This is a genomic window from Sphingomonas sp. AC522 (genome assembly GCF_979258125.1).
Window position 1 is genome coordinate 1,712,146 of the sequence record NZ_OZ409836.1, and the last position, 14,836, is coordinate 1,726,981.

A 14,836-nucleotide genomic window follows, 5' to 3' on the forward strand; every position below is an offset into this window, starting at 1 on the left:
CGCTAATGGAACTGCAGGAGGTCTTCGAGCGGCATGCGCTCGGGGCGGACCGTGGCGCTCGGGTCTTGCTCGTCCGCATAGCCGAACGAAATGCCCATCAGCAGCCGGCCCGCTTCCTCCAGTCCGAGCACGTCGCGGACGATGCCGGGATAGTCGCTGAGCGAACCCTGGGGGCAGGAGCCGATCCCGGCCGCGGCGAGCGCCAGCATGAAGGTCTGGGCGAATTTGCCGCAATCGGCTGCCTCGCGCAGACCGCCATCGGCGGGGATGAACAGGAAGGCCGCATGCGGCGCGTCGAAAAAGGCGTAGTTGCGCAGGAACGATGCCATCCGCGCCTGCTTGTCGTGCCGTTCGACTCCCTGCGCTGCGAACAGCCGCACCGCCGCATCGATCTGTCGGTCGCGATAGGCGCCGCGATAGGGCTGGGCATGGTCGACTTCGGGCTCGCGAGGGACGCCGGTGACGGCAGCTTCGACAAAGGCATCACGCAGCCGTGCGAGGATTTCACTCGAGGCGATGTGCAGCTTCCAGGGCTGGGTGTTGCAACTCGACGGCGCGGTACCCGCCGTGGCGACGGCACGCTCGATCAAAGCGCGATCCACCGGATCGGGAAGGAAGGCACGGACCGAACGGCGCCGGCGCGCAATCGCTTCGAAGGTATCGAGATCGGCCGCCATCGCGGGAACAGCTAAAGCGCCTCCGAGCGTTTCGGGCAAGCCTTTGCGACCAGCATCGCGGCGATGGCAGCCCCGGATTATTGTGGATTGGGCCTGCCCAATACTTTGACCTAGCGGGCTTTTTGATGTCTGGCTTCCGGCCATGAACCCGACCGACACCGCACTACTCACGCTTCTCCAATCGCTCGACGCCCGCGGCTATCATTTCATTACCCCCACGCCCGCCACGCATGCGCGAGTGTTGGCGAGGCCCGCGCGGGCGGAGGCGCGGTCGCTGGAGGATGTGCTGGGCTGGAGCCTGCCCTTCGCGCCCGGTCTTCTCGACAGCGACACATTGCGGCTGCTTCGCGAAGGCGATGCCGTCGAGCCGGCGGGGGAGGGGCTGCTGCGCGCCACGATCCGCGTCTCCTCACTCAAGGGCCGGCTCTATCTCCACTCTGCCTATCCGACCGAAGCCGAGGATTCGGTGTTCTTCGGACCGGACAGCTATCGCTTCGCCGATCTGATCGAGGCCGAATTGGGCGAAGGCGCGGGGCACATCGTCGATATCGGCACCGGTGCCGGTGTCGGCGCGATCGTCGCGGGGCGGCTGCGGCCCGGCGCCAAAGTCACGATGACCGACATCAATCCCAAGGCGCTGCGTCTCGCTGCGATCAATGCGCGGGCGTCTGGCGTCGCCGCGCAGGGAATTGAAGGTGCCGATCTGAGCGGCGTCGATGATCCGATCGATGTGGCGCTCGCCAATCCGCCTTACATCATCGACGAATCCGATCGGACCTATCGCAATGGCGGAGAGATGCTCGGCGCGCAGGTGTCGTTCGACATGGTGCGCATGGCGCTGGCGCGGCTGGTGCCCGGCGGACGCGTGATCCTTTATACCGGCAGTGCGATCGTGAATGGGCATGACGGCCTGCGAGAGGCGCTGGAAGGGCTGGGCGCAACGCTGCGATACCGCGAGATCGATCCCGACGTCTTCGGTGAAGAGCTGGAAGAGCCGGCCTATGCCGAAGCCGATCGTATCGCGCTCGTCGCAGCCATCCTCACGAGGTAATTTCGCTCCTGCCAGCCAGCGCGTCATCGAGTACCTTAGCGAGAGCTTCCAGCCGATAGGGCTTGAGCAACACTGGCCGGCCCCCCGCGCCTGAGCGCGCGATCTCGTCGCTATAGCCGGTGGTCAGCACGATCGGTGTGTCGGGATAGAGCCGGTCGAGCGCCTCCGCCAATTCCAGCCCGCTCATTGCCGGCATTACGACGTCGGTGAACACGACATCGAAGCGCGCCACCGCGGCGATATCCAGCGCTTCGCTGCCCGAGCGTGCGCGTGTCACCTGATGCCCCAGCTCGCGCAGCAGCGCCTCGGCGAATTCGCCGACTTCTTCATTGTCCTCGACCAGTAGCACCGCGCCTGTGCGGCTTGTTCGTCCAGGGCCATCGGGAGCGGTGGGGGCAATGACCTCCAGCCCGGAGCAGGGCAGCAAAATGGTCACGGTCGTTCCTTCGCCCGGCGTGCTGTCGATCCGCAGATCTCCGCCCGATTGCGTCGCGAAGCCATAGACCTGGCTGAGCCCAAGCCCGGTGCCCTTGCCCGCCGCCTTCGTAGTAAAGAACGGCTCCATCGCGCGTTCGATGGTGTCGGCGTCCATGCCGGTGCCTTCGTCATGCACGCAGACCGCAATCATCGGGCCGTCCTCGCCCTCATGCACCGCACTCGCGATCCTGAGCGTGCCGCCATCGGGCATGGCGTCGCGGCCGTTGACGGCGATGTTGAGGATTGCGGAAACCAGTTGGGCGCGGTCGGCCTCGACGGTGCAGACGCCTTCCGCCAGGTCGGTCTCGATCTTGACGCGCTCGCCCAGCGCCCGGTCGAGCAATTCGATCATGCCCTCGATCATCGCGTTGACGTCGATCACTTCGGGCTGGAGCGGCTGGCGGCGGGCAAAGGCCAGGAGTTGCCCGGTCAGCGCCGCGGCGCGCGCAGCTGCCTGGACGATGGCGTCGGCGAAGCGCTTGCGCCTGTCTTCGGCAAGGTTGGGCCGTTGCAGCATGTCCGCCGAGCCCTGGATCACGGTGAGCAGATTGTTGAAATCGTGGGCGATCCCGCCGGTCAGCTGGCCGAGCGCCTGCATCTTCTGGGCCTGGCGCAACTGGTCCTCGGCCTTGGTCCGCTCGGCGATCTGGTATGTGAGTTCGGCATTGGTCTCGGCCAGATCCGCGGCGCGCGCCTCGAGCTCCAGATTGGCGCGGCGCAGCATCGACTGGGCCATGCCGAGCACTGCAACCACGATCGCCGCCATCAGCACGACCAACGCAATCATCGAATAACGCCCGGCGCGGGTGTCGAGCGGCTGGCGATCGGTTGCCAGCCGGACAGTGCCGATCTGTTTGCCCCCGCTTATCACCGGAGCCTCGGCGACGATTCCGGGGCTGGCGAACGCACGCGATTCGGCGAGCGTGGCTTTTGGCACCTGCCCGTCGCGGCGATACCCCGCGACGCGGTTGCCGGCGCGGTCGTAAATACCGACGCCGCGGATCTGGCGATTCACCCGCATCGCTTCGGCCGCTTCCTGCGCGGCGACCGAATCGCCGAAATCGAGGGCTGCGACGATGCTCGCTGCCAGGATCTCACCTTGAACCCGCGTCTCTTCCTGCTTCTCCTGCTGATAGGAAGATTCGCTCTGGACGATGATCGCCGTGCCCGCCGCGAGAACCACGAGAGCGACCAGCCCGGCGGCCATTGCCGAGGGCAGGTTGCGCAGCCATGCGGCGCTGCGCCCGGCAATGCGGCGCAGCGTCACTGCGTCACCTCGACCGCTAAGGCGAGCAGTCGCGAACTGATCGCGATCCCGCGTGCCGTGGCGTTGCCCTGATCGATATGGAAGCGCACCCGCCCGCCGACCACAGCGAAGTGAACCATCCCGCGCGCCTTGCCCCACCGCCCGTCGGTCACGGTAAGGGTCGACTGGCGCCGCAGCACTGCCAGCATCTGCATCGTAACTGCGTCGCTGGGGCCCGAGACATAGGCGATGTGGCAACCTGCGACCGCGGCCGAATCGGTGCTGGCAAAGCGGCGCACCGCAACCGGATGCCCCTCGATCGTCTCGCTGCCCGCAGCCTTATCGACCATTGCCCGGAAGGGATCGCGGCCGATCAGGCAAAGATAATAAGGTTGGCCTTCGGGGGGACGTGCCGAGGGTGCGTCGATGTAGCGCGCGAATTTGGGCAGGAACGCCGCCTTCACTGCGTCCTCACTGGCCTGCGCATGCGCTGGCGAGGCGGCGATGGGCACCGCTGCGGCCAACGTAAAAAGTGTCCAGAAGAGCCGGGCGAGCATCAGAAGCGCAGCCGCGTCCCGGCGTAAACGCTACGCTCGATCCACTGCGTGCGATTGGCGTCATTGCTCTCCAGATGCCTGTCGTGGAGCAAATTCTCGCCCGCGACGAACAGCTCGACACTGTCAGACACGCTATAGGCAAGCCGGGCGTCGGCCTCGACATAGCCGGGGATCGCCGGGCTATCGAGCCCGTCCACGGCGCGGAGACCGACATCGAAGCGGATGTTGTGCGGCAGCGTCACCTGCGATCGCAGCGACAGCTGGTAGTTCGGGTCCTGGCCCAGCGATGCGCCCGCGGTGACGTCGATCCGGCCGGGTCGCACCGTAAAATCCTTCTCCAGCCAGGTCGCGCCGGCGGTAACGCGCCACCAGGGCAGGATTTGCTGGGTGATCGTCGCTTCCACCCCGTAGGTCTGGCCGCGCAGATCATTGGCGAGCTGGATCGGCAGGAGCACCGGGACCGGCCCGATGAAGCGGGCGCTGCGCAAGTCGCGATAACGATTGTAGAAAAGCGAGAGCGACAGCGACGTCGAAGACGCCGGCTGCCCGCGATAGCCGAGCTCGAACGCCGTCAGCTTCTCGGAGGCGAAGTCGGGTGCAGAGGCGAGGATGCCCGGGGCCATCAGATCGCGATCGATGCGCGAGGGCGTGCGGACGGCGCGTGAGACCGCGCCCCAGATCAGCGCACGCTCGCTCGGCTGCCATGCCACGCGCAGATTGGGAAGCACCTGCACTCCGGTATAGGACGAACCCTCGAGCTTGACGCCCGCGGTCACCGAAAGGGTCGGGGTCAGCGCGAACCGATCCTGCAAAAAGGCATTGCCGATCCACAGCCGCTGTCGCTGCGGATCGAGATTGAAGGCATTGAGCGTGTTAACGAACTTGTCGCGCGTCGTGCGCACGCCAGCGCCGGCAACCAAACTATGTGCGCCGCTGCTGAGGTTATACTGGACCTCGGCATCGACGGTTTCCAGCACGTCGACCGTGCGCAGCTCGTGCCGCTCGAAATAATCGTAATAGGCCTGAAACTGCAGCGAGGAATTATCGGAGAGGTCGCTCCGCCAGCGCCCGAGCAGATTATGCCCGCGATTGCCGTCGCCTGCCGTGAGGAAGCGGTCGCTGCCGAAAACGTCACCCTGGAGCGTGACCAGGCTGCTTTCGCCGCGAACATCGGCGCGGAAGCCCGCCTGCCAGCCGCGGATGCCATCGTCGATATTGCCGGGGCCAAGCGGGGACCCGGCCATATCGGCGCGGTCGTACCAATTGCCATAGACCCGCATCGCGGCATTCTCGCCAAGCTTGAAGCCGTATCGCGCGCCCGCGGTCTTGTCGTTGGCGCCGGCCGTCCCGCGCAGCAGCACGCCTTGTGCATCGAAGGCGCTCTTCGACAGGATGTTGATCACCCCGTTGACCGCGTTGGGTCCGTATAACGTGCCGCCGGGGCCGCTGATCACTTCGATCTGCTGGATGTCCTCCAGCAGCGGCGAGCGGAGATCCCAAAACACTCCCGAATGCAGCGTCGAATAGACGCTGCGCCCGTCGACCAGCACGAGGAGCTTGTTAGAGGGCTCGTAGCCACCGAACCCGCGCGCGCTGATCGCATATTGCGTCGCGTTGACGCGCTGGACGTCCAGCCCCGGCGCCTGGCGCAACACCTCAGGAATCGAAGTGGCGGCGGAGCGCGTAATGTCGTCGTTGGTGATCACATAGGCTGCGTTGGGAACCGAACTGAGCGGCTCTTCGCGCTTCGATGCCGCGCTGACCGGGATCTGCGCCAGCTCCTCGATCGACAGGTTCGAAAGGTCCTGCGGCTCCTGGTCGTTCGCCATCGCCGGCAGGGGCGTCAGCGCGATCAGGGACAACCACCATCGCTTTGCCATCGTTACCAAAACTCTCGCGTTGCGGCCCCCCGGCTGCAACGACCTAGGTAATTCGGCGCCCCGGGGTCAAGCACCCAGCAGGATACAATTTATCCCGCTACGCTTGCGTAACGACATGTGGCCGCAAAGGGTTCCCCGCTTGCTTCGCGAATAATGCCCGCCTAGAGGCGCCTTTGTGACAGGTTCCCCGGCAACGGGGATGAAAAGGGAACTCGGTTCGATACCGAGGCTGCCCCCGCAACTGTGACCGGCGAGCCGTTTCGCCAGACTGCCACTGGGCGAAATCCCGGGAAGGCGGCGGAGCGGCAATGACCCGGGAGCCAGGAGACCTGCCCGTCACAGTCGATTCCTTTGCGCGGGCGGGGTGCACCGGGCGAACGAGGGGCGAAACCCCTCGCGTGAGCGACACCGAACCGGGTCGCGCGCGCCTTTTTTCGGCAGGGCGGCCCTGAGCAAAGGGTGTCTTGTTATGAACTTCAGATTTCTTCTCTTCGCGTCGGTGGCCTTGTTGCCTGCCTTTCCGGCTTTCGCGCAGGACCGCGTGGATGACGACGATACGGTCGTAGTCACCGCAACCGGCGTGGCCCAGCCGATCGACCAGGTCGGCCAGGCAGTCACGGTGCTCGACGCCGACACGATCCGCACGCGCCAGGAAGTGAACGTCGCCGATTTGCTCGCGACCACGCCCGGCGTGCGCTTCAGCCGCAACGGTACCACCGGTTCGGTCACCGGCGTGTCGCTGCGCGGCGCTGAGACCAACCAGACGCTCGTGTTGGTGGATGGCGTGAAGGTCAACGATCCCAGCGCGATCGGCGACGGCTTCGATTTCGGCAATCTGCTGGTTGGCAATATCAGCCGGATCGAAGTGCTGCGCGGATCGAACTCGGTGGCCTATGGCAGCCAGGCGATCGGCGGCGTGGTGAATGTCACCACCGCCAGCCCGGTCGATGGCGTGGCAGCGAATGCGTCGGCCGATTACGGATATGCCAACACGGTCAACGGCAAGGCGAACGTCGCCGGCGGCAGCGGCATGTTTTCCGGCTCGGCGGGGATCGCCTATTTCGACACCGACGGGATTTCCTCCGCAGGGCGCGCGTTCGGAGCGACCGAGAAAGACGGCTATCGCAACCTCACCGGCAATGCGAAGTTGAAGGTCGCGTTCACCGAGGCGGTCAGCCTCGATCTGCGCGGCTATTATATCGATGCCGATCTCGATCTCGACAGCTTCTTCGGCGCGCCCACCGATACCCCCGACGTCAGCAAGTCGGAGCAATATGTCGGCTATGCGGGGCTCAACGCCGCCTTGTTCGGCGGGATGCTGAGCAATCGGCTGGCGGTCACCTATTTCAAGCACGACCGCGACTATTATTTCGTGCGCGGCACTGCGCCCGATTACGGCTATTCGGGCAAGACGCTCCGCTACGAATATCAGGGCGTGCTTCAGCCGGTGGACCAGGCCAAGCTGATCTTCGGCTATGAGCATGAGCGGCCCGAATATGATTTCTTCGGCTTCGGCTCGACCAGCACGGCGAAGGCGGATCTCGACAGCTTCTATGCGCTCGCGGTCGTCCAGCCGGTCGCCGGCCTCTCGGTCACCGGCGGCGTGCGCCGTGATGAGCATAGCCAGTTCGGCGGCGCGACTACGCTCGGCGCCAACGCCAATTACTCGCCCAATGGCGGCGCTACCAATCTCCGCCTGAGCTATGGCGAAGGTTTCAAGGCGCCGTCGCTGTATCAGCTCTATGACAGCTTCAGCGGCAATCGCGCGCTCCGGCCCGAGCGTTCGAAGAGCTACGATATCGGGCTCGACCAGAATCTGGGCGCGCGGGCCACGGCTTCGGTCACGCTGTTCAAGCGCGATACCCGCAGCCAGATCAATTACGACAACGCCACCTTCACCTACGGCAATATCGATCGCACCCAAGCCAAGGGTGCCGAAGTGTCGCTGGCGCTGCGCCCAACCGATGCGCTCAGCTTCACCGCCGCTTATTCGTATATCGACGCGCACGATCGCTCGGCGGGCATGCCCAATTTCGGCAAGCGCCTCGCGCGCCGCGCTGAACATGCAGTCAGCGTCTCGGCCGATTATGATTGGGGCTTCGGCCTTTCGACCGGCGTCACGCTAACGCATGTCGGCGACAGCTTTGACAATGCGGCGAACACCCTTCGGCTCCAGGGCTATGTTCTCACCGGGCTGCGGGCATCGCTGCCGATCGGCGAGAATTTCGAGATCTATGGCCGCGTCGATAATCTCTTCGACGAGCAATACAGCACCTCCTATGGCTTCGGCACCTATGGCCGTGCCGCTTACGGCGGCGTGCGCGTGAAGCTCGGCAAGTGAAGCCCACGATCCTACCGACCGCTCTTGGGCTCGCGCTCGCGCTTGCGGGCTGTGCCCAGCCGAAAGGCATGAGCGGCGGCGGGATCGTATCGACCAATCCGTGTGCGGACGCGATGCTGGTGGAACTGGTCCCGCCCCAGCGGATCGCCGCGCTCAGCCATTATTCGCGGGACCCGGTCTCGACTTCGATCCCGCTCGAAGTCGCGCGCCGCTTCCGCGTGACGCACGGCACGGCCGAGGAAGTCGTCGCGATGCGACCCGAACTGGTGATCGCGAGCGCTTTCACATCGCCCGCGACGCGCGAGGCCTATGCGCGCGCCGGGCTCCGGACACTCTACCTCGATTCGCCCGTCACGATCGAAGCGAGCAAGGCCCAGGTGACCGAGCTTGCCGCCGTTCTCGATGTGCCGGGGGCAGGGGAGACGATGAATGCGCGGATCGACCGCGCCGTGACGGCTGCCGCCTGGAGCGGCCCGCAAATCTCCGCGCTGATCTGGATCGGCGGCAACCTCGTCTCGGGCGGCGGGAATCTGCTTGATGAGATGATGACGCGGGCAGGCTTCTCCGATCACGCTGCGCATTACGGGCTGCAATTTACCGGCTATCTGCCGATCGAGCATGTCATCGTCGATCCGCCTAGGGTGATGCTGATCCCCGACGAGCCCGGCCGCGCAGCTTCCTCGCGCGCGGCGCAACTCCGCAGCAAGGCGCTCGCGCATCTCGGCGCGAAGGTCGAGGAAGCGCGGTTTCCGCGCGAGCTGGTCAATTGCGGTGGCCCGGTGATTGCGAAAGCAATGACGCGGTTGGCGGAAGTGCGGCGGAGTGTGGGGCGATGATGAAGCAATCCAGCCTCATCCTCGCGCTAAGCGTCCTGGTCGCCCTCCTCTTCGCCGCCTCGCTGATGGCCGGCAAGGCATGGGTACCCTTCAACGCCTGGCTCTCCGCCGACCCGCGCTGGTGGATCATCGCCGAACTTCGCCTGCCGCGCGCGATCCTCGGCCTCGGCATCGGCGCCGCGCTCGGCCTCACCGGGGCGGTGCTCCAGGGTTACCTCCGTAACCCGCTCGCCGATCCCGCGGTGGTCGGAGTCTCCTCCACCGCTGCGCTGGGCGCAGTCGCATCGATCGTCCTCCTCTCCGCCAGCGCGCCGCTCGTCATCTTCGGCAGCGCCATGCTTGCGGCCGGGGGTGGGATGGCGCTGCTCGCGGGCCTCGCCTGGCGCTCGCAAAGCTCGGTCGCATTCATCCTCGCCGGCACCGTGCTGGCCAGCCTCGCGGGCGCGCTGACTGCCTTCCTGATCTCGATCGCGCCCAACCCTTATGCCACCGCCGAGATCATCGACTGGATCATGGGTTCGCTCACCGATCGCAGCTTCACCGAAGTCCAGTTTGCAATTCCCTTCATCGTCGCCGGCTGCGTGGCCTTGCTCTTCACCGGGCGCGCGCTCGACGCGCTGACCCTCGGCGAGGATGCCGCCCGCTCGCTGGGCATGCGGCTCGAGCGCACCCAATTGCTGATCGTTCTCGGGGCGGGGCTGGCAGTCGGCGCCAGCGTCGCGGTGACCGGGGTAGTCGGGTTCGTCGGGCTGATCGTCCCGCATCTCCTGCGCCCCCTCACCGGCGCCAGGCCCTCAGCGCTGCTGCTGCCCTCGGCGCTTGGCGGCGCGGCGCTGGTTCTCGCCGCAGACAGCCTCGTCCGCCTCGGGCCCGGCGCGACCGAAATCCGGCTCGGAGTCGCGATGGCGCTGATCGGCACCCCGTTCTTCTTCGCGCTGCTCATCCGGATGCGGAGGTCGGCATGGATCTGATCATCGACCGCCTCTCGATCAGCCTCGGCAAGCGCCGAGTGCTCGAAGACGTCAGTGCCGTGCTCCGCCCCGGTCGGGTCACGGCGATCCTCGGCGCGAACGGTTCGGGCAAGACCACGTTGGTCAAGGCGCTGGCCGGGCTTCTCCCCGGCGAAATCCGCCTGGGCGATCGGCGCGTCGATACCCTCGACCTTCGCGAACGCGCACGGTCGATCGGCTATTTGCCCCAGGAAGGCGCCGTGCATTGGGACGTCACTGTAGAGAGCCTGGTCGCACTCGGCCGCCTGCCGCACCGGGCGCCCTTCTCCGGGCTCTCGCCCGATGACTGGCTCGCAATCGATCAAGCAATGACGGCGACCGAAACGCAAAGCTTGGTAGGTCGTCTCGTCGCCGAACTCTCCGGCGGCGAGCGCGCTCGCGTCCTCCTCGCCCGCGTCCTCGCTGGCCAGCCCGCATGGCTGCTCGCCGACGAACCGCTCGCAAGCCTCGATCCCGTCCACCAACTCGGCCTGCTCGAACGCCTTCGCGCGCTGGCCGCCGAAGGAATGGGTGTCGTCATCGTCCTCCACGACCTCATCCAGGCCGCCCGCGCCGCCGACGATGTCCTGCTCCTGCGCGAAGGCAAGGTCGTCGCTTTCGCGCCCGCGGCCGAAGCGCTTTCCTCCGAGCATCTCCGCACTGCCTTCGGTGTTGAAGTCATGCAGGTCCGCGACGAAGCGGGACGCATCCTCCCCGTGCCGATCGGCAGGAACCGCTGACAGAGCGGTTTCGCTGTGCCAAAGTAATTTAATTACAAACGCGAGTCGGGCAATCCGGCGCCGCGGCAGGAGAGCGTTTTGCGTATCATCGACCATGTCATCGCCGGCACCTCTGGTGGAGCCTCGGGCCGTTCGGGCGACGTCTTCAATCCCAATACCGGACAGGTTCAGGCGCGCGTGAACCTCGGCACTCAGGTCGATCTCGACCGTGCCGTCGCCGCCGCACAAGCCGCGCAGCCCGCCTGGGCCGCGACCAATCCGCAGCGCCGCGCGCGCGTGATGTTCAATTTCAAGGCTTTGGTCGAAGCCAATATGGACGAGCTGGCGCATCTGCTCTCCTCCGAGCACGGCAAGGTGATCGCGGATTCGAAGGGCGACATCCAGCGCGGCCTCGAAGTCATCGAATTCGCCTGCGGCATCCCGCACGTCCTCAAGGGCGAATACACGCAAGGGGCAGGCCCCGGCATCGATGTGTACAGCATGCGCCAGCCGCTCGGCATCGGCGCCGGTATCACCCCGTTCAACTTCCCGGCGATGATCCCGCTCTGGATGAGCGGCGTCGCCATCGCCTGCGGCAATGCCTTCATCCTCAAGCCCAGCGAGCGCGATCCTTCGGTGCCCGTCCGGCTCGGCGAGCTGTTCCTTGAGGCCGGTCTTCCGGAGGGCATCTTCCAGGTCGTCCATGGCGACAAGGAAATGGTCGACGCGATCCTCGATCACCCGGCGATCTCGGCAGTCAGCTTCGTCGGTTCGTCGGACATCGCCCATTACGTCTATCGCCGCGGCGTTGATGCCGGAAAGCGCGTCCAGGCGATGGGCGGTGCCAAGAATCACGGCATCGTCATGCCGGACGCCGATCTCGATCAGGTCGTCGCCGATCTCTCGGGCGCGGCCTTCGGCTCGGCGGGCGAGCGCTGCATGGCGCTTCCGGTCGTCGTCCCGGTCGGAGACAAGACCGCCGATGCGCTGCGCGAAAAGCTGATCCCCGCGATCGCCGCACTCCGCGTCGGCGTGAGCACCGACAATGACGCGCATTACGGCCCGGTCGTGAACGCCGCGCACAAGCAGCGCGTCGAGAATTGGATCCAGACCGGCGTCGACGAAGGCGCCGAGCTTGTCGTCGATGGCCGCGGCTTCACGCTGCAGGGCCACGAAGAGGGCTTCTTCATTGGCCCGTCGCTGTTCGATCGCGTCACGACCAGCATGGAGAGCTACAAGGAGGAGATCTTCGGGCCGGTCCTTCAGATGGTCCGCGCGCCGGACTTCGAAACCGCGCTCCGCCTCCCCAGCGAGCATCAGTACGGCAATGGCGTCGCGATCTTCACCCGTAATGGCCATGCCGCGCGCGAGTTCGCCGCGCGCGTCAATGTTGGCATGGTCGGCATCAACGTGCCGATCCCGGTGCCCGTCGCCTATCATTCCTTCGGCGGCTGGAAACGCTCCGCTTTCGGTGACACCAACCAGCACGGCATGGAAGGCGTCCGCTTCTGGACCAAGACCAAGACGATCACCCAGCGCTGGCCCGATGGCGGCGTCGGGGATGGCGCAAATGCCTTCGTGATCCCCACGATGGGCTGATGCAGTGATCCGTCTGCTCCTTTTTATCGTCGCCTTGATGTTCGTGGTCCGCGCAGAGCCGATCGCGACTGTCGATGCGTCGGTGTCGCGGGAGCAGAAGAAGCTGATCGCCTTGAGCTTCGACGATGTGCCGCGGATGCCCGGCGCGTTCCTTACGCCGCAGCAGCGCGGGGAAAAGCTGATAGCCGTGCTGAAGGAAAAGCAGGTCGATCAGGCGGCGTTCTTCCTCAATCCCGGTCAGCTTACCGAATATGGCACGACCAAGGGCGCAACCCAGCGGATCAAGGACTATGTCGCCGCAGGGCATGTGCTCGCCAATCACAGCTTCACGCACCCCCGGCTGCGGGGGACCAGCGCGGCGGACTATCTGTCGAATATCGACGCCGCCGAGCAATGGCTCAAGAAGCAGCCAGGTCACCGTCCCTGGTTCCGCTATCCGTTTCTCGACGAGGGCGGCAAGGACATGGCCAAGCGCGACGCCATCCGCGCCGGGCTCAAGAAGCGCGGGCTGCTCAATGCCTATGTCACCGTCGACGGGTCCGACTGGAATATGGAGGATCAGGCGCTCAAGGCCACGCGCGCCGGCAAGAAGATCGACATGGACGCGCTGCGCGATCTCTATGTCGAGACGCATGTCCAATCGGCCGACTTTTCCGACGCCCTGATGGTCCGCACGCTCGGCCGCAGTCCGCCGCACATGCTGCTGCTCCACGAAACCGACATGGCCGCGCTGTTCCTCGGCGACCTCATCGACGCGCTGCGCAAGCATGGCTGGGAAATCATCTCCGCCGACGGCGCCTTCGCCGATCCGATTTATCGTGAGGCCCCCGAAACTCCCTACGCTGCCGGCACGTTGGCCGAGGCACTGGCATGGGAAAAGGGCATCAAAGGCCCGCGCTGGTATGATCGCAACAACGTCAACATCGCCAACGCGCTCTTCGCCGAGCGCGTGCTGCATGAGGGCGGGAAGGCATCGCCTGAATGATCATTCTATCCCTGGCGCTGCTGCTGCAGGATGGGCAGCAGCGGATCGTAAAAGGGCCAGGCCTTGGCTGCGGACGAGCATTTGCGATCTGGCTCAAGGAAAGCGAGTCGCTGAGCTGGCAGGACAATGGAATGGATTTCATCGTCTATCGTTTCGGCCACGGGGATGAGACTACGACGATTTACGAAGGCAACTTTCCACAGGATGGCGGCGTAGTTCGCGAGACAGATCTTACTTGGCCCCGGAAAGTCGTCATCCACGACAGCGCAGAGATTGCTCAGCGCGTCGATACCAGCAAAAGCGCGCGGATTACGTGCGCGAACAAGGACAAAAAATGAGTCAGTTCGAACTCACAGACGAGCAGCTCCAGATTCAGGAAATGGCGCGCCAGTTCACGGCTGACGCCATCGCCCCGCATGCCGCGGAGTGGGACGAGACGAGCACTTTCCCGCGCGACACGATCAAGTCGGCCGCCGAGCTGGGCTTTGCCTCGATCTATGTCTCCGAGGAGTCGGGCGGGATCGGGCTGGGGAGGCTGGAGGCGGCGCTGATCATGGAGGCGATGGCCTATGGCTGCGTAGCCACCAGCGCGTTCATTTCGATCCACAATATGGCGACCTGGATGATCGACCGGTTCGGCTCGCAGGCAGTGAAGGACAAGTATCTCCCGTCGCTGATCTCGATGGAGCGGATGGCGAGCTATTGCCTGACCGAGCCGTCATCGGGTTCGGACGCCGCTGCGCTCAAGACCAAAGCGGTGCGTGACGGCGACCATTGGGTGGTCGATGGCTCGAAGCAGTTCATCTCGGGCGCGGGCGTCAACGACATCTACGTGACCATGGTGCGCACCGGCGTCGAAGGGCCTAAGGGCATCACCTGTCTGGTGATCGAGAAGGACATGCCGGGGGTGAGCTTCGGCGCCAAGGAACGCAAGCTAGGCTGGAACGCCAGCCCGACCGCGGGGGTAACCTTCGAGAACGTCCGCATCCCCGCCGAGAATATCGTCGGCGGCGAGGGCGAGGGCTTTCGCATTGCGATGATGGGGCTCGACGGCGGCCGGCTCAACATCGGCGCGACCTCGCTCGGCGGCGCCCAGCGCTGCCTCGACGAGGCGATCGCCTACACCAAGGAGCGCCAGCAATTCGGCAAGGCCATCGCCGATTTCCAGAACACCCAATTCACCCTCGCCGACATGGCCACCGAACTCGAAGCGGCCCGCGCATTGCTCTATCTCGCCGCCGCCAAGGTGACCGCCAACGCCCCCGACAAGACCAAGTTCGCGGCGATGGCCAAGCGCTTCGCCACCGACACCGCGAGCTCGGTGACCGATCGTGCGCTCCAGCTTCACGGCGGATACGGCTATCTCAAGGACTATCCGATCGAGCGCTTCTGGCGCGATCTCCGCGTCAATTCGATCCTCGAAGGCACCAACCAGGTGATGCGGATGATCGTCGGCCGGGAGCTTACCCGCCAGTGATC

Annotated in this window: 13 protein-coding genes and 1 riboswitch; of the genes, 9 read left to right on the top strand and 4 right to left on the bottom strand. The window is 65.3% G+C overall.

Going from position 1 to position 14,836, the window contains the following annotated elements:
* Window positions 1-2 precede the first annotated feature (2 nt).
* Window positions 3-677, bottom strand: coding sequence for a nitroreductase (locus tag ACZZZM_RS08395; RefSeq protein WP_463594650.1), 675 nt, complete (start codon window positions 675-677; stop codon window positions 3-5).
* Window positions 678-819: 142 nt separating this feature from the next.
* Here ACZZZM_RS08395 and ACZZZM_RS08400 point away from each other — a divergent pair, with 142 nt between their 5' ends.
* On the top strand, window positions 820-1,728 hold the full coding sequence (locus tag ACZZZM_RS08400; protein ID WP_463594651.1) for a methyltransferase: 909 nt from the start codon (window positions 820-822) through the stop codon (window positions 1,726-1,728).
* On the opposite strand, the gene ACZZZM_RS08405 is transcribed toward ACZZZM_RS08400, so the two are convergent.
* From ACZZZM_RS08405 to ACZZZM_RS08415, 3 genes are read right to left on the bottom strand one after another with little or no spacing between them, the layout of a single operon-like run.
* Entirely contained in the window at window positions 1,718-3,472 is a 1,755-nt protein-coding gene (locus ACZZZM_RS08405) for a response regulator (protein WP_463594652.1), read from the bottom strand. The two genes, ACZZZM_RS08400 and ACZZZM_RS08405, sit on opposite strands and share 11 nt — an antisense overlap.
* Entirely contained in the window at window positions 3,469-3,963 is a 495-nt protein-coding gene (locus ACZZZM_RS08410) for a YfiR family protein (protein WP_463594653.1), read from the bottom strand. The genes ACZZZM_RS08405 and ACZZZM_RS08410 overlap by 4 nt, the downstream gene beginning before the upstream one ends.
* A 44-nt stretch (window positions 3,964-4,007) precedes the next feature.
* Window positions 4,008-5,870 carry a TonB-dependent receptor plug domain-containing protein gene (locus tag ACZZZM_RS08415; protein ID WP_463594654.1) on the bottom strand — a complete coding sequence of 621 codons (1,863 nt, stop codon included), beginning with the start codon at window positions 5,868-5,870 and terminating at the stop codon, window positions 4,008-4,010.
* Window positions 5,871-6,051: 181 nt separating this feature from the next.
* A riboswitch (cobalamin riboswitch) is annotated at window positions 6,052-6,239 on the top strand.
* Between the two features lie 118 nt (window positions 6,240-6,357).
* On the opposite strand from ACZZZM_RS08415, the gene ACZZZM_RS08420 reads away from it, so the two are divergent.
* From ACZZZM_RS08420 to ACZZZM_RS08455, 8 genes are all read left to right on the top strand, one after another.
* The gene (locus ACZZZM_RS08420) at window positions 6,358-8,229 is read left to right on the top strand and encodes a TonB-dependent receptor plug domain-containing protein (RefSeq protein ID WP_463594655.1); all 1,872 of its coding nucleotides are present in this window, start codon (window positions 6,358-6,360) and stop codon (window positions 8,227-8,229) included.
* The gene (locus tag ACZZZM_RS08425) at window positions 8,226-9,065 is read left to right on the top strand and encodes an ABC transporter substrate-binding protein (RefSeq protein ID WP_463594656.1); all 840 of its coding nucleotides are present in this window, start codon (window positions 8,226-8,228) and stop codon (window positions 9,063-9,065) included. The genes ACZZZM_RS08420 and ACZZZM_RS08425 overlap by 4 nt, the downstream gene beginning before the upstream one ends.
* Window positions 9,065-10,036: a FecCD family ABC transporter permease gene (locus ACZZZM_RS08430; RefSeq protein WP_463594657.1), complete on the top strand. Its 972-nt coding sequence runs from the start codon at window positions 9,065-9,067 to the stop codon at window positions 10,034-10,036. Before ACZZZM_RS08425 ends, ACZZZM_RS08430 begins: the two co-directional genes overlap by 1 nt.
* On the top strand, window positions 10,027-10,794 hold the full coding sequence (locus ACZZZM_RS08435) for an ABC transporter ATP-binding protein (protein WP_463594658.1): 768 nt from the start codon (window positions 10,027-10,029) through the stop codon (window positions 10,792-10,794). The genes ACZZZM_RS08430 and ACZZZM_RS08435 overlap by 10 nt, the downstream gene beginning before the upstream one ends.
* Window positions 10,795-10,872: 78 nt before the next feature.
* Entirely contained in the window at window positions 10,873-12,372 is a 1,500-nt protein-coding gene (locus ACZZZM_RS08440) for a CoA-acylating methylmalonate-semialdehyde dehydrogenase (protein ID WP_463594659.1), read from the top strand.
* A 4-nt stretch (window positions 12,373-12,376) separates the two neighbouring features.
* The gene (locus ACZZZM_RS08445) at window positions 12,377-13,357 is read left to right on the top strand and encodes a polysaccharide deacetylase family protein (protein WP_463594660.1); all 981 of its coding nucleotides are present in this window, start codon (window positions 12,377-12,379) and stop codon (window positions 13,355-13,357) included.
* Window positions 13,354-13,695, top strand: a complete 342-nt coding sequence (locus ACZZZM_RS08450) for a hypothetical protein (protein ID WP_463594661.1) — start codon at window positions 13,354-13,356, stop codon at window positions 13,693-13,695. Before ACZZZM_RS08445 ends, ACZZZM_RS08450 begins: the two co-directional genes overlap by 4 nt.
* Window positions 13,692-14,834: an acyl-CoA dehydrogenase family protein gene (locus tag ACZZZM_RS08455; protein WP_463594662.1), complete on the top strand. Its 1,143-nt coding sequence runs from the start codon at window positions 13,692-13,694 to the stop codon at window positions 14,832-14,834. The genes ACZZZM_RS08450 and ACZZZM_RS08455 overlap by 4 nt, the downstream gene beginning before the upstream one ends.
* Window positions 14,835-14,836 lie beyond the last annotated feature (2 nt).

What these genes read in the sequence shown, in the direction of transcription:
- ACZZZM_RS08420 (WP_463594655.1), top strand. Translation starts at nt 6,358, where the DNA reads ATGAACTTCAGATTTCTTCTCTTCGCGTCGGTGGCCTTGTTGCCTGCC.
- ACZZZM_RS08430 (WP_463594657.1), top strand. Translation starts at nt 9,065, where the DNA reads ATGAAGCAATCCAGCCTCATCCTCGCGCTAAGCGTCCTGGTCGCCCTC.
- ACZZZM_RS08395 (WP_463594650.1), bottom strand. Translation starts at nt 677, where the DNA reads ATGGCGGCCGATCTCGATACCTTCGAAGCGATTGCGCGCCGGCGCCGT.
- ACZZZM_RS08400 (WP_463594651.1), top strand. Translation starts at nt 820, where the DNA reads ATGAACCCGACCGACACCGCACTACTCACGCTTCTCCAATCGCTCGAC.
- ACZZZM_RS08435 (WP_463594658.1), top strand. Translation starts at nt 10,027, where the DNA reads ATGGATCTGATCATCGACCGCCTCTCGATCAGCCTCGGCAAGCGCCGA.
- ACZZZM_RS08450 (WP_463594661.1), top strand. Translation starts at nt 13,354, where the DNA reads ATGATCATTCTATCCCTGGCGCTGCTGCTGCAGGATGGGCAGCAGCGG.
- ACZZZM_RS08455 (WP_463594662.1), top strand. Translation starts at nt 13,692, where the DNA reads ATGAGTCAGTTCGAACTCACAGACGAGCAGCTCCAGATTCAGGAAATG.